General features: G+C 56.2%; 12 protein-coding genes, 1 tRNA gene and 5 pseudogenes. 9 read left to right on the forward strand and 9 right to left on the reverse strand.

Going from position 1 to position 16,603, the window contains the following annotated elements; translation table 11 throughout:
* Window positions 1-89 precede the first annotated feature (89 nt).
* The 3 genes from AC244Q_RS16715 to AC244Q_RS16725 all read left to right on the forward strand — a co-directional run bounded on the left by AC244Q_RS16715 (window position 90) and on the right by AC244Q_RS16725 (window position 2,584).
* Window positions 90-166 (forward strand) — tRNA-Arg (locus AC244Q_RS16715).
* Between the two features lie 215 nt (window positions 167-381).
* Window positions 382-744, forward strand: a complete 363-nt coding sequence (locus AC244Q_RS16720) for a hypothetical protein (RefSeq protein ID WP_245460520.1) — start codon at window positions 382-384, stop codon at window positions 742-744.
* 463 nt (window positions 745-1,207) lie between these two features.
* Window positions 1,208-2,584 (forward strand): peptidoglycan L,D-endopeptidase MepK, encoded by a 1,377-nt coding sequence (locus tag AC244Q_RS16725; protein WP_113546064.1) that lies wholly within the window; start codon window positions 1,208-1,210, stop codon window positions 2,582-2,584.
* Window positions 2,585-2,605: 21 nt separating this feature from the next.
* Here AC244Q_RS16725 and AC244Q_RS16730 read toward each other — a convergent pair.
* Window positions 2,606-2,789, reverse strand: a pseudogene (locus tag AC244Q_RS16730) (ABC transporter permease); the annotation flags it as partial.
* A gap of 155 nt (window positions 2,790-2,944) precedes the next feature.
* Here AC244Q_RS16730 and AC244Q_RS16735 point away from each other — a divergent pair.
* The 3 genes and pseudogenes from AC244Q_RS16735 to AC244Q_RS16745 all read left to right on the forward strand — a co-directional run.
* Window positions 2,945-3,088 (forward strand): annotated as a pseudogene (locus AC244Q_RS16735) (NAD-dependent epimerase/dehydratase family protein); the annotation flags it as partial.
* A gap of 337 nt (window positions 3,089-3,425) precedes the next feature.
* Entirely contained in the window at window positions 3,426-4,379 is a 954-nt protein-coding gene (locus tag AC244Q_RS16740; RefSeq protein ID WP_012758588.1) for an NAD-dependent epimerase/dehydratase family protein, read from the forward strand.
* 28 nt (window positions 4,380-4,407) lie between these two features.
* A pseudogene (locus tag AC244Q_RS16745) lies at window positions 4,408-4,723 on the forward strand (glycosyl transferase); the annotation flags it as partial.
* 20 nt (window positions 4,724-4,743) lie between these two features.
* On the opposite strand, the gene AC244Q_RS16750 reads toward AC244Q_RS16745, so the two are convergent.
* Genes AC244Q_RS16750 through AC244Q_RS16765 form a run of 4 tightly spaced genes read right to left on the reverse strand, consistent with a single transcriptional unit; the run spans window position 4,744 to window position 9,434 of the window.
* Complete coding sequence (locus AC244Q_RS16750; protein WP_113546065.1) at window positions 4,744-6,111, reverse strand: glycosyltransferase; 1,368 nt, start codon at window positions 6,109-6,111, stop codon at window positions 4,744-4,746.
* Window positions 6,104-7,288, reverse strand: a complete 1,185-nt coding sequence (locus AC244Q_RS16755) for a glycosyltransferase family 2 protein (protein ID WP_113546066.1) — start codon at window positions 7,286-7,288, stop codon at window positions 6,104-6,106. Before AC244Q_RS16755 ends, AC244Q_RS16750 begins: the two co-directional genes overlap by 8 nt.
* Window positions 7,288-8,589 carry an ABC transporter ATP-binding protein gene (locus AC244Q_RS16760; protein ID WP_113546067.1) on the reverse strand — a complete coding sequence of 434 codons (1,302 nt, stop codon included), beginning with the start codon at window positions 8,587-8,589 and terminating at the stop codon, window positions 7,288-7,290. The genes AC244Q_RS16755 and AC244Q_RS16760 overlap by 1 nt, the downstream gene beginning before the upstream one ends.
* A complete protein-coding gene (locus AC244Q_RS16765; RefSeq protein ID WP_012758593.1) occupies window positions 8,586-9,434 on the reverse strand; it encodes an ABC transporter permease in 849 nt (282 codons plus the stop codon). Before AC244Q_RS16765 ends, AC244Q_RS16760 begins: the two co-directional genes overlap by 4 nt.
* A 115-nt stretch (window positions 9,435-9,549) precedes the next feature.
* Here AC244Q_RS16765 and AC244Q_RS16770 point away from each other — a divergent pair, with 115 nt between their 5' ends.
* A complete protein-coding gene (locus tag AC244Q_RS16770; protein WP_113546068.1) occupies window positions 9,550-12,597 on the forward strand; it encodes a trifunctional glycosyltransferase/class I SAM-dependent methyltransferase/polysaccharide deacetylase in 3,048 nt (1,015 codons plus the stop codon).
* On the opposite strand, the gene AC244Q_RS16775 is transcribed toward AC244Q_RS16770, so the two are convergent.
* Window positions 12,560-13,636: a glycosyltransferase family 2 protein gene (locus tag AC244Q_RS16775; protein ID WP_245460522.1), complete on the reverse strand. Its 1,077-nt coding sequence runs from the start codon at window positions 13,634-13,636 to the stop codon at window positions 12,560-12,562. The genes AC244Q_RS16770 and AC244Q_RS16775 overlap by 38 nt on opposite strands.
* A gap of 219 nt (window positions 13,637-13,855) precedes the next feature.
* Window positions 13,856-13,972, reverse strand: a pseudogene (locus AC244Q_RS16780) (non-homologous end-joining DNA ligase); the annotation flags it as partial.
* A 137-nt stretch (window positions 13,973-14,109) separates the two neighbouring features.
* Between AC244Q_RS16780 and AC244Q_RS16785 the strand changes: the two are divergent.
* Window positions 14,110-14,493, forward strand: a pseudogene (locus AC244Q_RS16785) (glycosyltransferase family 2 protein); the annotation flags it as partial.
* Between the two features lie 639 nt (window positions 14,494-15,132).
* Here the strand turns inward: AC244Q_RS16785 and AC244Q_RS16790 are convergent.
* The gene (locus AC244Q_RS16790) at window positions 15,133-15,429 is read right to left on the reverse strand and encodes a hypothetical protein (RefSeq protein ID WP_128406829.1); all 297 of its coding nucleotides are present in this window, start codon (window positions 15,427-15,429) and stop codon (window positions 15,133-15,135) included.
* Between the two features lie 269 nt (window positions 15,430-15,698).
* Here AC244Q_RS16790 and AC244Q_RS16795 point away from each other — a divergent pair, with 269 nt between their 5' ends.
* On the forward strand, window positions 15,699-15,905 hold the full coding sequence (locus AC244Q_RS16795) for a hypothetical protein (RefSeq protein WP_003542083.1): 207 nt from the start codon (window positions 15,699-15,701) through the stop codon (window positions 15,903-15,905).
* A gap of 404 nt (window positions 15,906-16,309) precedes the next feature.
* On the opposite strand, the gene AC244Q_RS16800 is transcribed toward AC244Q_RS16795, so the two are convergent.
* The gene (locus AC244Q_RS16800) at window positions 16,310-16,558 is read right to left on the reverse strand and encodes a hypothetical protein (RefSeq protein WP_017994913.1); all 249 of its coding nucleotides are present in this window, start codon (window positions 16,556-16,558) and stop codon (window positions 16,310-16,312) included.
* Between the last annotated feature and the right edge of the window lie 45 nt (window positions 16,559-16,603).

Genomic DNA, 16,603 nt, shown 5'->3' on the forward strand with positions numbered 1-16,603 from the left:
CGTATTTCTGAGAATTTCGCGATTGAAGCCAGCCGCAAGCTAGGCTAAGAACCACCCATCGGACAGGCGATTCAAACCGCCTTAGGCATGCACCCGTAGCTCAGCTGGATAGAGTGTTGGATTCCGATTCCAAAGGTCACAGGTTCGAATCCTGTCGGGTGCGCCACAAACACATTGAAATTATTGAAATATTTCCCTTTACTTGCTCTTCCTCCGAGCGGTGACATCGGTAGCACAAGGCGAACCGCGTCGAAAAAAACCTTTGTTTTTAGTATCCGGAAATTGCCGCCGAAGCGGGCGTTAGCACAGTGTTAGCGCGAGCCACCTAATGTGGTGACGCCATGGGAAACCCGGCTGTCCGTTGAAAACAGGACAAGCAGAATGAAGACCAGCCCTGCCGCAGCTTACGGAGGTTACATGAAACTGGTTCTAGGCAGCGCAATATTGGCGTCTGGGATACTGCTATCCAGCCTGTCAGGATTCGCAGCTTCGGGCGGATGGCACTCGGATGGGCAAGGGACGAGATACTGGCACGTCACTCCGCCGCCCGGGCAATGCAACATAAGCCAGGCGAAAAACCGGGCGCTTCGGGCCGGCATCTATCGTAGCGAGATTATACAGCAGGATGACAATGTCATCGTGCTCAGTGGTCTGGATGAATCGGGCGACCGGCGAACGATCGGTTTCGGCAACATCAGGGGGTGTCCTGAGTTGGAGGGCCATGAGGATAGTCCAAACTTCTAAGGACATAGCCAGAGTTTGTTCAGCGAACTTTTCCAGTTCCGACCGAGGTACGCATTTCTGGGCAAGGCGTCGCGTCTCCACCGATCGACGAGGCTGGCGGTTAGCAGCGCATCGGATGCCTCATTCCCAACTGGCCCGCCCTATTGATTGATCCGGGTTTAAGGTCGATGCATGTTCTGGTCAGCCGCTAGGCGGGAGTTGAGGTCGCGTGTTCCGGGAGACTGAAGGTTGGGAGCGGTTGTAACCGTTTCAGAGCGGCGGGGATTTCAGAGCAGCACAGAATGCGCTCGATGCTCTCCTCTCGCGGGCGTAGGGTCCGATTGCGCTTGTGATGACGCGCATCCTCACTTCGCCGAGCATACGCATCCGCTCGTTAGCAATTTGTTGACCATAAGCTGGCTTTACTAAGCGTGATGGATGCGGAGATTCCCGCACACCGTCGAGTGTTTGGTGTAGGACGGAATTGTTCGTGTTGAAGTATCCAGTGCAAGGATTATCGGGCGGAGCCTTGGGCGGAATTGCCACACTGCTGTCGCGTGCGGAACGGTTCGTCGCAAAGACCATTCTGCCGGCTCTGTTTGCGCTGCCCGCACTTGTCGGCTCCGCAACATTTGCCTCGGCGGAAGATCGGGCCCTGAAGCTGTTCTTTACCCATACAGGCGAGAGGGCCACGATCACCTACAAGCGGGACGGAAAGTTCGATCCAAAGGGCCTCACCCAGATCAATCGGTTTCTGCGCGACTGGCGAAGGAACGAGCCGACCCGGATGGATCCCCGGCTGCTCGACCTGGTCTGGGAGGTGTACAAGCGCAGCGGCGGCAAGGACTACATCCACATCGTCTCCGCCTATCGTTCGCCCACCACCAACAACATGCTCCGCAACCGCTCGCGCATCACGGGCGTCGCCAAGAAGAGCCAGCACATGCTGGGCAAGGCGATGGACTTCTACGTTCCCGGCGTGAAGCTTTCGACGCTGCGTGCGCTTGCAATGCAGATGCAGGTCGGCGGTGTCGGATATTACCCTACCTCGGGATCGCCCTTCGTGCATCTCGATGTCGGCAATGTCAGGGCCTGGCCCCGCATGTCCCGGCAGGAACTCGCTCGAATATTCCCGAATGGGCAGACGATCCATCTCCCGGCCGATGGCAGGCCGCTGCCGGGATACAATCAGGCGGTTGCAAACTACAAGAAGCGCGGCGGCCCCACCTCGATCCAGATCGCCAGCACCGCGGGAGAAGACGAAGACGTGAGCGCGTCGGCCAGGCCGAACGGCGACACCACAGACAATAAGCTCGTGACGGCGCTTCTGCCCGCGCCCAGAAGCCGGGCATTGAATGCGCTCGCGCTGCAAACCGGCGCGGTCGAGCGTGACGACAAACGGTCCGCTGGGGATGTTTCATCTTTGCCGATTCCGATACCGGCGATGCGCCCGCCCGCCCTCAAGCACGACGCGGGCGCAGATGACAAACTGGAGACTGCGTCGATCGGCCCAATTGATGTTCTTCCGGACAGGCCGGCGCCTGCATTGCCGGCCTACGCCCGCTTCGAACCCCTCCGTGTTGCACACCAGGCCTCCAAGCAGGGCGCTGATATGATCGCCTCCCTGCCCATGACCGCTTCCTGGGAAGAAGCAAGTTTCTTTGAATCGACGTCCGACGCGGCGCTGATGAAATGGGCGCTGCATTCTCCCGGCGAAGTAATGGGATTGAACGCGCCTCGCGTTTCCCCCCGCACGGTTCATCGTGAGGTCAATGTCGCGACGTCAGGTGAGGATATCATTCCGGTCGCCGCCACAGACCTGTTCGATGCGAGCCGGTTTGCGTCGCCCCCGGAGGGCTGACCTCAATCATCAAGGCTTGATACGCTGCACGAAGCCGGTCAGCCGCGCCAGAACGACCCGGTGAGAACCGGCTTTGCGATCTCGAAAAACCAAGCGCCCCTTGCCCAGCGCCAGACGACGGTATTGTTCGATGTAACGCCTGCCGGTCTCGGGCAATCGATAGCAAGCCCAGCGTCACCACGAATGGCGGGAAGCCGAGATAAGCGTCCCGAACCAGAAGCGCTGTCGACTTCCATGACGACGTTTCCACGCGCGCGAAATTCAGACCAAAGTCCGATCCACCCCGGACTTCGTGCCCATACTAAACCGTCGATCGCTGTAATAACAATAATATATTCTCAAGTAACGAGGCGAAACGATGTGAGAAACGGGGTCAGCTTCATTGGATCGCATTTATGTGACGATTTCTACTTCGAAAATGATACCCAGAAACTGGTTGTTGTTGACAATCTTTGCACCGGACCTTTCGAAAATATAACACACATTCGGAACCCTCCTTTCCACAGGCAACCTCAGCTCCCTGGATCCGGAACTCGTTGGAGAGGTTCTCGATACCATGCCGATTCCTCCGATCGATCCGCAAATGGTCGCGGCCGTCTCATGGAACGGATGGTCGAGATTGGGCAGGTCACGATGATCGCGCGACGAACATCTGTAGCATCCGGTCCGGCCCGGCTGCTCGTTGTCGAGCGCAGCTCGTCAGAAACACCTTAAAGTGGTTACTTTTAACAATTGACATTAATAAGTGAGTAATTCTTAGAACTCTTCTAAATAATTGTCATGCATTACAGGTGATGCTAATAAGCAAGCAGCTTAATCTCAAGTCACGAGGCACGAAGCAATGAAAAGCGTATTGATTTCTGGCGGGGCTGGCTTCATCGGATCCCACTTGTGCGATCGACTTTTGCTGAGGAAGGACGTCCAGAAGCTGGTCGTTGTTGACAACCTCTGGACCGGGCTTTTCGAAAATATCGCGCACATCCGGGACCCCCGTTTCCACTTCGTGAAATCTGATGTCGAGACGCTGCAGACCTCGGATAAGTTCGACGAAATCTATCACCTTGCATCCCCCGCATCGCCGCCGTGGTACATGAAGGAGCCGAAGAGAACGATCTCCGCCAATCTTCTCGGGGCATTCCGGTTGCTCGACTTGCTGAAGAAGGGCGGACGTTTCGGTTTCACCTCCTCTTCCGAAGTCTATGGCGATCCTCTGGTGTCGCCGCAGCCGGAATCCTACAAGGGTCAGGTCGACTGCACCGGACCGCGCTCGTCCTACGACGAAAGCAAAAGGTGCACTGAGTCGCTGCTGTTCGAGATGCAGCGTACCCAGGGGCTCGACGTCAAGATCGTTCGCCCCTTCAATATCTATGGTCCCCGGACACGCTCCGACGATGGGCGCGCGGTCTCCAACTTCATCACCCAGGCGCTTTCGGGTCGCCCGATTACCGTGTTCGGTGACGGTCTTCAGTCACGCAGTTGGGGCTATGTCGATGACGTTGTCGATGGTTTCGCGCGATATTTCTGGATAAATGAAACCGACTATAAGGGGCCTCTGAACGTCGGCAATGATCGCGAGATTTCGGTTCTCGAGGTCGCGCAATATGTCTCCAGGCTCGTTGGCGGCGTGCCGATCGTCTTCGAGCCGTCACCACCGCAGGACCCCACGAACAGACGGCCTGATTTGACCAATGCGCACTATGTCATGCCCGAATGGTCGTGCAACATCACCTACGAACAGGGCGTGGCGATGACTCTCGACTGGTTCAGGGACCAAATGAGGCACGCCGCGGAATAAACTATGACTTTCGAGATTCTCGTCCCAGCTGCAGATGGCGTATGTTCACGACGTGATTGAGAGAGTGATGATGCGGGAACCACTTCCGTCCGATCTGAAGGATATAAGTTTTCTCATATCGATTCACTATCTTGATCTCGCCACCTCTCACCGTGATGCCGTTTCGCTCCTGGTCTCCGATGGGCTCGTGGTCTTCCTGTCGGATGGTCTTCCCGTAGGACAAGCCTAATCGAAAGGCCTGAGACGGCGGCGGCACTCGCCGAGCGTGCCGTACTCGACAGCCGGAACTGCCCCACGGCAGGCGCATCGGCATGAGCGCGGTAGGGCGTCTGAACCTGGCACTCGGCCGCAGCAGCGTCGGCCGCTACGATTTAGTCGTATTGTCATAGAGTGCTGAACTCAGTTTCGCCTGCATCCATTGGACGTGCTGTTCGATTATATGCGCGCGGAAACCGGGGTTATTGAGAGTGTTCAATGTGAAGTCGGACAAATGCGGGGGGACGTTGTTCGGCTGAATCTGCCATTCGGCAAGCGCCACAGGAAGATATCCGCGTATTGCCTGGCCGTTCAGCCACGGACGGAGATGCCGTGCGTCCCACGGTTCGGCGCCGATCTGGTGACCCATGTCGCCGACGGGTACCGTCCCATTCACGATACGAGCAGCGAGGGGTCGGCGTTCCGCCAGCATAGCTTCGGCTGCCTCAAGGCCTTGGTCCAGATTGATCTCGAGCACCTCGATTTCGTCAGCGGAAGCTGTCGGATCCGTCGGAAGCCGCCAATCCTCACCCAAAACTTCCGCGGCGCCGCGAAGATAATGATATCCATTGAGCTGTCGCTCTACCTTCTCATAGAGCCTGCGAAGGCCAGCCTTTTCCAACATTTGGAGGACGCGGGGGCCAGCCTTGACGAGGGGGTCAAGGACAGAACCGGCGCGGGTAGCGATGATCCTTTGCAGACGTTTTTTCCGCCCCTTTTTTCCGGCAAACCGATGAATCTCGAGCCGCCGCTGTATGTCGGGGTGCTTGCGAGCCATCAAGGCATCGGAGCGTCCCTCTTGATGCCTGCGCACCATCTTTCCGGTCAGTGTCGCCGTCTGATGTTCGAGATGATAGCCCAATGCGTCAGGAGCAAAACGAATTGGAACTCCCTTTTTGATCAGACGCAGACCAAATTCGAAGTCTTCTCGTGCACGGGCGAATTGAGGATCGAGGCCGCCCATTGCGTGAAATAGTTCCGCATCCAGCGAAAGGTTTCCTGTCAGCACATCGGTAAAGGCGAACTGATGTCCAGGGAGGGACACGCGCTCGAAGTGCCTCGTCCACCATGCGCGCGCGCTGAGGCGGAAGCGGTCCCTTGCAATGTGCGGAAGTGGCGGATAGGGGCCCATCACTACGCCCCCAGGGTGGCGCTGATGTTCAACGACGTGCGCCCCAACGAAGTTTTCCCCGGGCTCAATGTCGTCATCAAGGAAGATCAATAAACGGCCGCTCGCGACCTGCGACCCCGCATTGCGGGCGAGTGCCGGACCGACGCCCGGCAACGACAGGGTACGAAGCGGAACGCGGGTACGAAGCGACGCGAGCATTGTCGACGTGTCGTCCTCACACCCGTCAGCCACAACCAGGACTTCGAACGCTGGGGTCCCATCTCGCTGGGCGTCGAGCTTGCCCAGAAGCGATCTCAGCATGGCAGCACGATTATGGGTTGGTATGATAACGCTGATGTCAACCACGCTTATGCCCTGCCTTCACTGCTCGCGCCCGCGCCCTCAGATAACGAACCGGGCCGCTCGCAGCCCCTCTGAACTGGGTTAAGGCGTCGTTGTAAGGCAGGCTGAATTGGTGTGTCCGTCGAGGTTGAAACAATCGCCGAAAAAGCCTGATGTACGAACGAACCATGCGAGGGAGCGCGCGCGGGTTTCCCTCGAACACGAGGGCCTTCGTCAAGATGGCGAGCGATGCAGCCTCGTAGCCATACATCTGCTGCTGAAGTTCCTTGCTTGAGCGACGATGGCGGTGCCAGTTCAGAGCTTCGGGATCGTAGATGATCCGATACCCGGCTTCGAGCACGCGCCGGAACATGTCTGTGTCGCCACCAGCCAGACTTAGTGTTCCAGCGTCGAGGGCCTCGTCGAACCACCCCACCACGTCAACCATCGTTCGGCGCAATGCCATGTTGACACCGGCACCCGCATGCCATCCGGTGAAAGGGTCCAGGTTGTAGGCGTCATAGACCTGACGCCTGAAACCACGGCAAAAACCGCCAAAATGTTGAAAGGCGATCTGCGAGTCCGTTTCCAGCTCGGACGCCATAGTAAGGCCGGTTACGGCCAGCACCAGGGGGTCCTCGAAATTGCGAAGCAAGGTTCTAAGCCATAGCGGGTCGGGGACCGCATCGTCGTCGATGAAGGCGACGACGTCTGCTTCTGTGTTGCGAAGGGCAGTATTGCGCGCGACGTCAAGACCAGGACGCGGCTCGCGCAGATATCTCACAGTATCGAAGCGCCCGACTAAATCTCGCGTGGCCTCGTTCGATGGGGCATTGTCGACGACTAGAATATCGGCCTTATCGGGCATAGCCAAAAGCCCGGTGAGGCAGCGCTCCAGATCTTCGGTACGATCGCGCGTGCAGATCACGACGGAAGCTTTCGGCAGCTGATTTGGAGTCGGCGACGGGTCAGGGAGGGCCAGCCGATGCCTCAGCCAAGCCTCGAACACCGACGAACTGGCCGCAGACAGAATCCGATCCTTAATTGGCGTCTTGCCGCCATCGGTGTCGAAGGCGATCACAGCTTGGCCGCACGGACGACCGGCGACCCGGATCAGCACAAGTGCACCCTGATAGTCACCAGTCGGCCCAAAATCTGGCGGAAGGTCAAGAATGTCGATGTCTCGGACCGCAAGGCGCATCAGGAGTTCGGATCCAAGCTGTGCTGCCCCAATGAGCCGTGGTCCGGCGAGGTCGCGGTGGGGCGCGCCTGCACCTGCTGCCACTGTGTCGGGGGATTCAGCATACCCTTTCTTGGGCCGGGGCCGGTCACGGCGAGAGGATAGACTTCAGCATGATAATCGTAAACCTGCTGCCAGTCTGCCGAAAAAAGGCCCACCGTAACGCGATAGTCGCCTGGCGCCAGGTCGATACGATTGAGTGTTGTTTCGATGCGCACCGTGTCCGTATCTACGAGAGGGGCGAATTCGGCCAACTTGCTGTCGGTCTCGAAGCAGCACGTATCGTCCGCCGCATAGATGCCGATGACGATAACGGCGTTGCGATCTCTGGTGGCGCCCACATAGGTCAGTGAAATCGACAGCCGGTCGCCCGCAACGATGGTACTTGTCGGCATGCCTTGCTCGTTCAGCAATGCTACGGCTGTGATCTGGAGTTCGCCATTGCCGAACCGGCTGACCTGCGGCACAAGCTCGACGGGCAATTTTGTAACGCCGAACGGTTCGTGCTGGACACTGGCGACCTTCGCCTCGACAGCCGAGGTATAAAGTGGGAGCATTTCGTCGATTGGTCCGTAGCCCACGACGCGTCCGCCTCTCAGGAACAGCACGTAGTCGCAGATTTCTCTTACCTGCGAGACGTCGTGTGACACGAAGAAGATAGTGGCGCCGTCGTTCAGTATCTCCTTCACTCTTGCAATGCACTTCTGCTGGAAGGCTTGGTCGCCTACAGCGAGGGCCTCATCGATAAGCAAGATGTCCGGGCGCACATGGACTGCCACGGCGAATGCCAGGCGCATGCGCATCCCGGTGCTATAACTGCGAACCGGGTTCTCAACGGCCGCCTCCAGCTCGGCGAAGGCTACAATCTCGTCAAACCGCTCGGCAACCTCGGTCCGCCGCATTCCCGCGATAACACCCAGCAGGAAGATGTTCTCGCGCCCCGTCAAATCGTCGGTCAAGCCCGCCCCGATGTCGAGCAAGGCGCCAATTCGACCCATCACCTTGATCTGCCCTTCGTCGGGACGACCAACGCCGCCGATCAGACGCAGCAAAGTGGACTTCCCGGCCCCGTTTAGCCCGACCACGCCGACAGCTTGCCCTGGCGCAACCGCGAAGCTGATGTGGCGCAGGCCCCAAAAGCTTTTCGACGGCACCACGGACCGTCCGGACAAAAGGTAACCCTTCAACGTGGTGGAGCGTGCACCCCCTTGCGCACGGTAGCGCTTGCCGACGTCGTGGACGGTGATGGCGCCTTGTCTCATAGTTCGTCCACTAGGCTTGCGCTGCCACGCTCGACCAGCCAAATTCCAGCAAATAGCATCGGCAAAGAAATCAGCGCAGTCTTCCAATAGATATCAACGGGAGGCCACGCGTGTTCGACGAAAATGGCGCGGTAGCCCTCAAGAATCCAGGCCATCGGGTTCAAGGTGTGAATTAACGCCATCGGCTCACTCGCCTTAAGTGGGCTGTAGAACACGGGTGTCAGGTAAAAACCCAGCATCAAAACTACGCCTACCAAATGTTGAGTATCCCGGAAGTGGACATGCGCAATCGCAACAAGATAGGACAGGCCCATCGTGAATAGCGCCTGCGCAAGGAAGACGAGTGGAAGTGCGACGACGCTCAAAGTCAGGCCCCCGGTCTCGATAAACGAGATGATGAAGAGGAGTGGCAGAGCGAGCAGAAGGTGCACTGCTTGTGTGATGACTGCGACAACAGGAAGTATGCCGACCGGAAAGCCCGGCCGGCGCACCAGTTCGCTGCTGCCGGTTATGGAAGTCGTCGCTGCGGGTACCGCAGTGCTGAGCCAACCCCAGGCCAACACGCCGGAAAAGACGAAAGTGGTGTAATGGGGAATATCTAGGGGCAGAACGTGACGAAAGATCAGCGAAAAAACCAGCAGCTGGCTCAATGGCCGCATCAAGGACCAGCCGAGGCCAATTGCGGACCGTTGATATCTCATCTTCAGATCGCGTGCCAGAAGTTCTAACAGCAAATCGTTCCATTGCAGACAGATGTGGATCAAGGACTTCCACTGATCACGGCGCCAGTATTGGTCCCGTCGCTTCGCGCGATCAAGCGCATCATCCTTGAGCTGTTCAGGCATTTCGGCTCACTTTTGCCACCGGTTAAATACACCTTGCCTCAAAGTAGTAAAGATCATCATACTCGCGAACTGACACGGTACACTAGCGTGATCGTTATCGTAGGAAGCAACAATTATGCCGATGGTTTCCATCATCACACCGGCGCATGGAGCGGAAACAACGATTTCTTCGACTTTGGAGAGCCTGATAGCGCAAAGTCATCCCGACTGGGAATGCTTCATCATTGATGATGGTTCAACCGATCAGACCGCTGAGATCGCGGACCGTTTCGCGGCTCGGGATACGCGCTTCCGTGTGCTACGGCAGGAGCAGAGCGGCGTTTCAGCTGCTCGCAATGCGGGCCTGGCACAGGCGAAAGGCGACTGGGTCGTCTTTCTCGACTCAGACGACGCGCTGGCACCCTTCCATCTCGAAACCATGCTGAATCACACACGAACTTTGCCGCAGGCCGACATTCTGCATTGCGGTTGGCGCCGTCTGAAAAATGGTGCTCCCTGGTGGCAGTCTCACCCCGCAGTAAAAATGGACAATCCGTTTGCCGAAACAGCGCGCTATTGCCCCTTCGCGATCCACGCCGCCTTGCTTCGCCGGTCCCGGCTTGCAGAAGTCGGCGGCTTCGATCCAGAGATGAAAATGTGCGAGGATTGGGACCTGTGGCAGCGTCTCGCTCGAGCTGGCGCCGAATTCGCGCCGGTCGAAGGCCTGATGGCTGACGTTAGCGTAGCGGCCGGTTCGCTGTCGTCAAACAGGGTTAAGCATCTCGATTTTGGTCTTCAGGTGATCCGGCGCGGCCACAATTCCGATCCGCGCATTGCCTATCCGGTGCCGGCGCTCGCCCAGGGAATAACAAAAGCTGCTTTGGGAATGGCGTGCTGGTATCTCGCGATCTGGCTTGTCGGCGCCTCAATAGGTCAGGGCGACAATCCTGTCGAACTGCTTGAGCGGGTGGCAGAGCCTATCCCACCTGACGCCGATGTCTACGCGTTCTGCGCAATAATGATAGACGGGATTGTGGTCGGCGCCTTCCCCGACGAGCCGATCTGGCCCGGACTCTGGTCGAAGATCCAGGACAAGCTTCCGGACCTAGAGGCCTGGCTTGATCGGCATGCTCCCCAAGAAGCTTTTGGTTCCCTGTTGGTTCGTTCACTGGAGCGAAAGGTCGCTGACCAGCTGCCGACCAACGTGCCCACCACGATCGGGAGAACAAGGATACAGCCAATTGATTTGGATCAACCTATCGTCGACCTTATCTTGCCCGGCATTGAGCGGTTGCGCTGTTGCATCTGGCGAGGTTCGACGCTGCTGGGGCAACTGGAGTTTGTTGTCTTCGGAGCAATCGAAGCGGATGCTATACGAAATCGACTTAGGAGGGAGTTCGGCCCGGAGTTCGACGATCTGAACCACCCAGCAGCAGCTTTGTTGGCAGAAGATGGCTTCGTCAATCTTTCTGATCAGGATGACGGGCGCGCCGCCGCCAGCGTGGCAGCGCCAAGCTACAGCGGAGTAGCTCAACAGGTGCTGAAGCTCATGGCGAAAGTATCATATTGGGCCGAAGCAAAGACAGTAACGGGTTGGTGGAGCAAGAAAGAGCCGACACCAACACGTGTCGACTCGATATCAGGCATGGCGCACGCCGGGCGCGCCGAATTCGATCGAATCGTTGAAGAGGAAAGCCAGCGGGCGGTTGCAGCCTCAACGCAGATGTCCATGGAGATGCCGTCGAAAAAAACCGGCCCAGTGGGCGATGAGGTGCCGAGATACGATACGGAGGCGTACTGGGAGGAGCTGTTTTCCCAGGTAGACCCTTGGGACTACCGAAACAACTATGAGACTGTGAAATATCTTCAAACACTCTCGTTGTTGGACGATCGGCGCTTTTCAAACGGCCTTGAGCTGGCCTGCGCGGAAGGAACCTTTACACGGATGTTGGCCCCCCGCGTCGACAACCTGCTGGCGACCGACATTTCGGCGTCGGCAGTCGCTCGAGCGGCCTCGCTTCAGGACCATGGTTCCGCGGTAGCCTATCGGCAGTTGGATCTTTTGAGCGACGCGCTAGAAGGGCCTTACGATCTCATCGTCTGCAGTGAAGTTCTGTACTATTTCGAGAACAGAGAAAAACTCCAGCAGATAGTCGATAAGATTGCGGGCAGTCTTCGCACGGGTGGTTGGTTCGTTACTGCCCACGCCAACCTCCTGATTGATATGCCGCATGAGACTGGATTTGGGTGGCCGCATGAATTCGGTGCGGTCGGCATAGGTGAGATGTTTGACCAGCATCCGGATTTAACTCTCTCGGTCGAAGCCAAGAGTCCGCTCTATAGAATCCAAAGGTTCGAGAAGGTGGAGCACGGGGGCTTCCTTGAGCCCACACGCGTGGAAGTAAACACGGCGCAACCCTTGCCTCTTCAGGTCGCCAGCCAAGTACGCTGGAGAGGGGGGCAAGTTGTGGAAGCGGCCGCCGACTGGAACGATGTCCCGATCTTGATGTATCATCAGGTTTCGGACGACGGTGCTGAACAGCTTGCTCGATACCGCCAGTCTCCGGAGGCTTTCGAAACTCAACTGGCCTTCCTGCGCGACGCCGGATGGCGCGGGATGACTTTGGATCGGCTGCTTGCTTGTTTCGATGAAGGTGCCAAACCGCCCGAAAAGACATTAGTTCTGACCTTTGACGACGCTACACGCGATTTCATGACGCATGCCCTCCCACTGCTCCATCGATACGGCTTCCCATCCTCACTCTTTGTCCCAACCGATCGGGTCGGCGGCTCGGCAATATGGGATTCGGCCTATGGATCGCCAGCTCCACTGCTAACTTGGGAGGAACTTGCGGCAGTCGCGAACAGCGACGTGACGCTGGGCGCCCACGGTGTCCGGCACGTGCGTTTATCTGCCCTGGCACCGGAGAGCCTATTGCGAGAGCTTGCTGGCGCCAAAGCAATGCTTGAAAAACGTCTAGGTCGAGAAGTGCTGGCGGTCGCTTATCCGTACGGCGACTTCGACCCCGCTATCCGGGACATAGCCGAACAATGTGGTTACCGGATCGGGTTAAGCTGCGTCGGTGGCACGGTGCGGGCGGATGCCGATAAGCTCGCATTGAAAAGACAGGAGGTCTTTCGCGGGATCAGCCAGTCAGAGTTTGCAAATCTGCTATTTGGCTGAGACAAGAATGGGGGGGGGCCACCGTCCAACCCGCATCGTACTTTGTTCCTAGAGCAAAGCGATGATTGGGATTTGGAGAGAAATAAGGTTCCTGCTTCAGCCATGACCGGGCCTTTTTCTTGAGGCTCTTCATTGCCTTTGATCTCGCGTCGACCACAAGCATCTTGGCGGCAATTGGCTTATCATGTCGCGACATGGTAGCCACAAGTCCGATGAGCGCGCGGTATCGGCCTTGTTCAACCGCCCTCTGGGCGAGCCACCGGCCGCAGCCGCGTAGGCCGGCCCGGATTGCAAAGCCCCTTTCCGGGTGTCTTTTTAGCATTTCATCCGCGACCAGAATCCAGGACCGAAGCATTCGCGTGAGGTTGGCTGACATGTTGTCGGGGGTTTGGCGATAGCCGACAAGATGATCCGGCACCACTACAAAATGCGAGAGTTCAGCGGCAAGGCAGTAGAAGAGATAATCTTCACATCCCTGCGCCTCGCGCTGTTGGAGTGAGGAGTCAAATCCTCCCGTCGCGTCGAGGACATTCCGTCGTACGAGTGGCGAGCTTCCATTTCCGATGAAGTTTTTGGCAAGTACTTCGTCGAGCACATCTCCCTCGACAGAAATCTCATTGCTCCGGTAAATGACGTAATTCTTGTGGTCGATCATCGCATACCACGTGTAGACTAGCCCAACTTGTGGGCCGCCTGTCTCCAATGCCACCAATTGTCGCTCAATTTTATCAGGTGACCAAAGGTCATCAGCATCTAGGAATGCCACTAGGTCGGCAGGGGTGGAGCGCCAACCCGCATTTCGAGCAGCAGCGACGCCTGAATTTCTTTGTTTCAATATTCGCACGCGCGGATCAATTTTAACGATTTCTTGCGCAACAGCCAGGGTATCGTCCTTAGAACCGTCGTCCACCACGACGATATCGAGCGCATGATGCGTTTGATTGCGAACGCTGCTGATTGTTTCAGCCAGAGTTCGTTCCGCGTTGTAGGCCGGGATTACAACAGCAACAGTTACTTCACTTTTTGCCGATTTCTTCAAGCTCTCAACTCCGAAGTCCACACGATCGCAAGGAAGTTACACCAAGATGGACGTTTGAGTTTCAATAAATGGAGCAATGGTTATTCGACAAAGATATTTCTAGCCAGCAGCTGTTCGTAGTCGATAGATTGCCGGTGCAAAAGTGACGCGCGCCGCCAAAAAGACGGTTATCATCTACCTGTGAGGAAGCTGATCCGTATCCATCGGTGCACAGGTGTGATTGCCAGCTTTCTTGCCGGGTGCTTCCAGCGATCGCTGCAGCAGCCCGAAATCCGGCCGCCCCTCCTCGTCGAGCACAACTGCCCCGCCATCGATGATCATCAACGCCGGCCCCATGCCGATGCAAAACGCCCGGTCCAACGTCCATTCTGCAACCTGAATGACTTCGCCCGGCGAACCTCTATCCGTACGATCGCACTGCTGGCCCGATCCTCGCGACCTTCGTGCCGAAAACAACCCTGTAAGCCATCGATAATGAAACTCTACCAGCTTTTGTCGTCTGCTGCGCCCGCGCGTCGGCGCATCTTTATGCATTTTCAAAATTTGCCGCTTTGAAAGACTGGTCCAGCGCTGCGACCTCGCTCAGACACATTTATCATCATGGCCCAATGCTCGCCTCCGGCATCCTCACCAGATTGATCTTTACAAAAGCCAACAGAGCCTCACGCAGGGCGTTATCGAAAGTCTGGCCAGCGAGGGAACAAAAGCAAAAGAATCTCAGGAAATTCGACGAGATAGACCCGCTTCTCCCGTTGGTTGGCGGTTGGTCTCGCTTTAGAACGGAGGCATTGCTCAGCCGCTTGTCTGAGATCGATCGGTCTGGCGAATGCTCTGCGGCGATTTCGCAGGAGGCCTGACGACTATCTCCACTATTTTGTACTACAAAATTTTATATTAAAACAGAATAGTAATTGCTAAAAAATGGAGTAATCTACATAAAAAAGAATTACCCCAATAATGAACTTCGACAATGTCGATTTTAACTGCAATCATACGTACGCACTGTGCAAGCATTCCTACTGGAGGACCCGCCAACCACCCCGGCGGGTCCTCAACTTTGCTTCCCGGCTGGTTGCCATAATGCGGTCGCCGTTCTCGCTGCATCAGCATAATTAGATCTTACTTGGATAGTGGTATCATGCTGTTGAGATCGGCTTGATCAGAAAATCCCCCATCATCGGCAAGTGAAGGTCAAAGCTCGGGTTCTTTTTTGTCAATATTTCGACCGGCGCTTCAATTCATCTCGGGGGTGTTTTCGGATCCGCAATGAATTGCAGAGACAGAAAGATTGTCATAAAGTCGAGATTATCATCCGGTAAAACATCATAAGTATCGATGCCACACGGAAGCATAATAACCCTTATGATTATCGGGATGAAACTCCTTAGTCATCTTATAATTGATTTTTAAATACAACCATTATCTGTAATTAATAATTTTACCTTTTGATAAAATTTTACTTTCTAAAGTCAGTTACCGATACAAACTTATTGTGCCTAAAGTTTCAAAAGCATCGGCATTACCTTCGACGCGGGAACAGAAGATCTACCGACAGCCACTTCCCGCCCCGGGGCTCTCAACGACCCGGCAACTGCCTTCATCATTGGTGAGGTTGTCCCAGCCGTAGCCCAACAATCTCGGGATGATTGCGCGGGAAAAAGCTGACGATGCAATTCAAGACTGCCGAACAAAAAGGTAATATATTGATAAATAAAGATATTTTCCAACTCCACGCGACCTGTACCGATCGATTCAGCCAACAGCATTCGGCCTGTCATTTCAAAGGTCGGCATATAAGCCTGCACTCGCCAATGGAAATATGACCCACAACCCGCGGCGCAGGACATACCTATCCCCTTTGGCGAGCCTCCCGATACGAAACAACCGATACGCTTGGGCGAAGTTGGTCAGTCCTGATTCAACACGCCAATAGCCTGTTTCACACCCCGACCTGTGTCGAAATGGTCGCACCTCGCCAACGAATTAACCCTTCATAAAGCATTTGCTTGCTCAACTTATAATTTGTGTCATGGTCACTGTAAGTAGTGAGGGAGCCGACCTGATGAGTGATATAGCATCGCAGATTCCGGAATTTGGTTACGATGAGCGCGTGATGATCTGCCGGAAGCAGATCGAGAAGGCGGTCTATCAGTTCATTGCAAATACGAAGGTCGAGGGATGCGATCCGGCGGAAGTCGCAATGGCCATCGCAGACATCGCCGACGACTACATTCTGTTGCTGGCACAGAAGCGCAACCTGACCCATTAAGATGAAGGGTCGGTCGTCGAAAGGCTGGTCGTGCAGAAGACATTGAGTGCGAAATCGCGGCGCCTCCCTGCCCGGAGGCAACGTCAGTGAAGCCGCTTGCCCCTCGCTCGAAACCATCCGTGAGATGGATGTCGAACAGCTTCTGAATAAAGCGCCAGCGGCCGGAAACGAGCCGGGCTTCCCTAACCTACAATTGACACGAAACGCCGAACCATAGGCCCTTACCGGGCGTCCGTTTCAGCGCGTTGCCTCACGGCGATTGAAATAAACGGCTCCGTTCGATTGACGACTGCTTGGCTGCGCGCAACCACACGCATAACCCCGAAAATCGAAGCTGATTTTCGGGGTTATCGCGGGTTTGAAGTGGTGGAGCGTTCTCGGCGTGTCCGATCGGACGCGCCGTACTAATGACTTCTCACACTCACTTGCGGAACTGGAGAGCTCAATTCAGCCAGTTCCCTGGTCAACCCCTCCCCCACCTCCTGCTTCACGGCCTCGAGCGCAAGGTCGAGGCAGTTCGTCGCGAACGGCAGTTTGACATCCTGAGCGACCTGTCGCGCATAGGCGATCATTCGCGCCAACGCGACGAGCTCTTCCAGACCGTCTTCCGCCCCTTGGTCTGCATCTATCTTGAAAACCGATGTCACGCCCATGCCCCATTTCTCCAATGAATTGAAGAAATGATACGCGTGTGGAGG

Source organism: Rhizobium sp. CB2179 (assembly GCF_057653455.1).

Coding starts and splice junctions, on each gene's coding strand:
- AC244Q_RS16720 (WP_245460520.1), top strand. CDS start 382: ATGAAGACCAGCCCTGCCGCAGCTTACGGAGGTTACATGAAACTGGTT.
- AC244Q_RS16740 (WP_012758588.1), top strand. CDS start 3,426: ATGAAAAGCGTATTGATTTCTGGCGGGGCTGGCTTCATCGGATCCCAC.
- AC244Q_RS16755 (WP_113546066.1), bottom strand. CDS start 7,288: ATGCGCCTTGCGGTCCGAGACATCGACATTCTTGACCTTCCGCCAGAT.
- AC244Q_RS16760 (WP_113546067.1), bottom strand. CDS start 8,589: ATGAGACAAGGCGCCATCACCGTCCACGACGTCGGCAAGCGCTACCGT.
- AC244Q_RS16765 (WP_012758593.1), bottom strand. CDS start 9,434: ATGCCTGAACAGCTCAAGGATGATGCGCTTGATCGCGCGAAGCGACGG.
- AC244Q_RS16770 (WP_113546068.1), top strand. CDS start 9,550: ATGCCGATGGTTTCCATCATCACACCGGCGCATGGAGCGGAAACAACG.
- AC244Q_RS16790 (WP_128406829.1), bottom strand. CDS start 15,429: ATGCCGACCTTTGAAATGACAGGCCGAATGCTGTTGGCTGAATCGATC.
- AC244Q_RS16795 (WP_003542083.1), top strand. CDS start 15,699: ATGAGTGATATAGCATCGCAGATTCCGGAATTTGGTTACGATGAGCGC.
- AC244Q_RS16800 (WP_017994913.1), bottom strand. CDS start 16,558: ATGGGCGTGACATCGGTTTTCAAGATAGATGCAGACCAAGGGGCGGAA.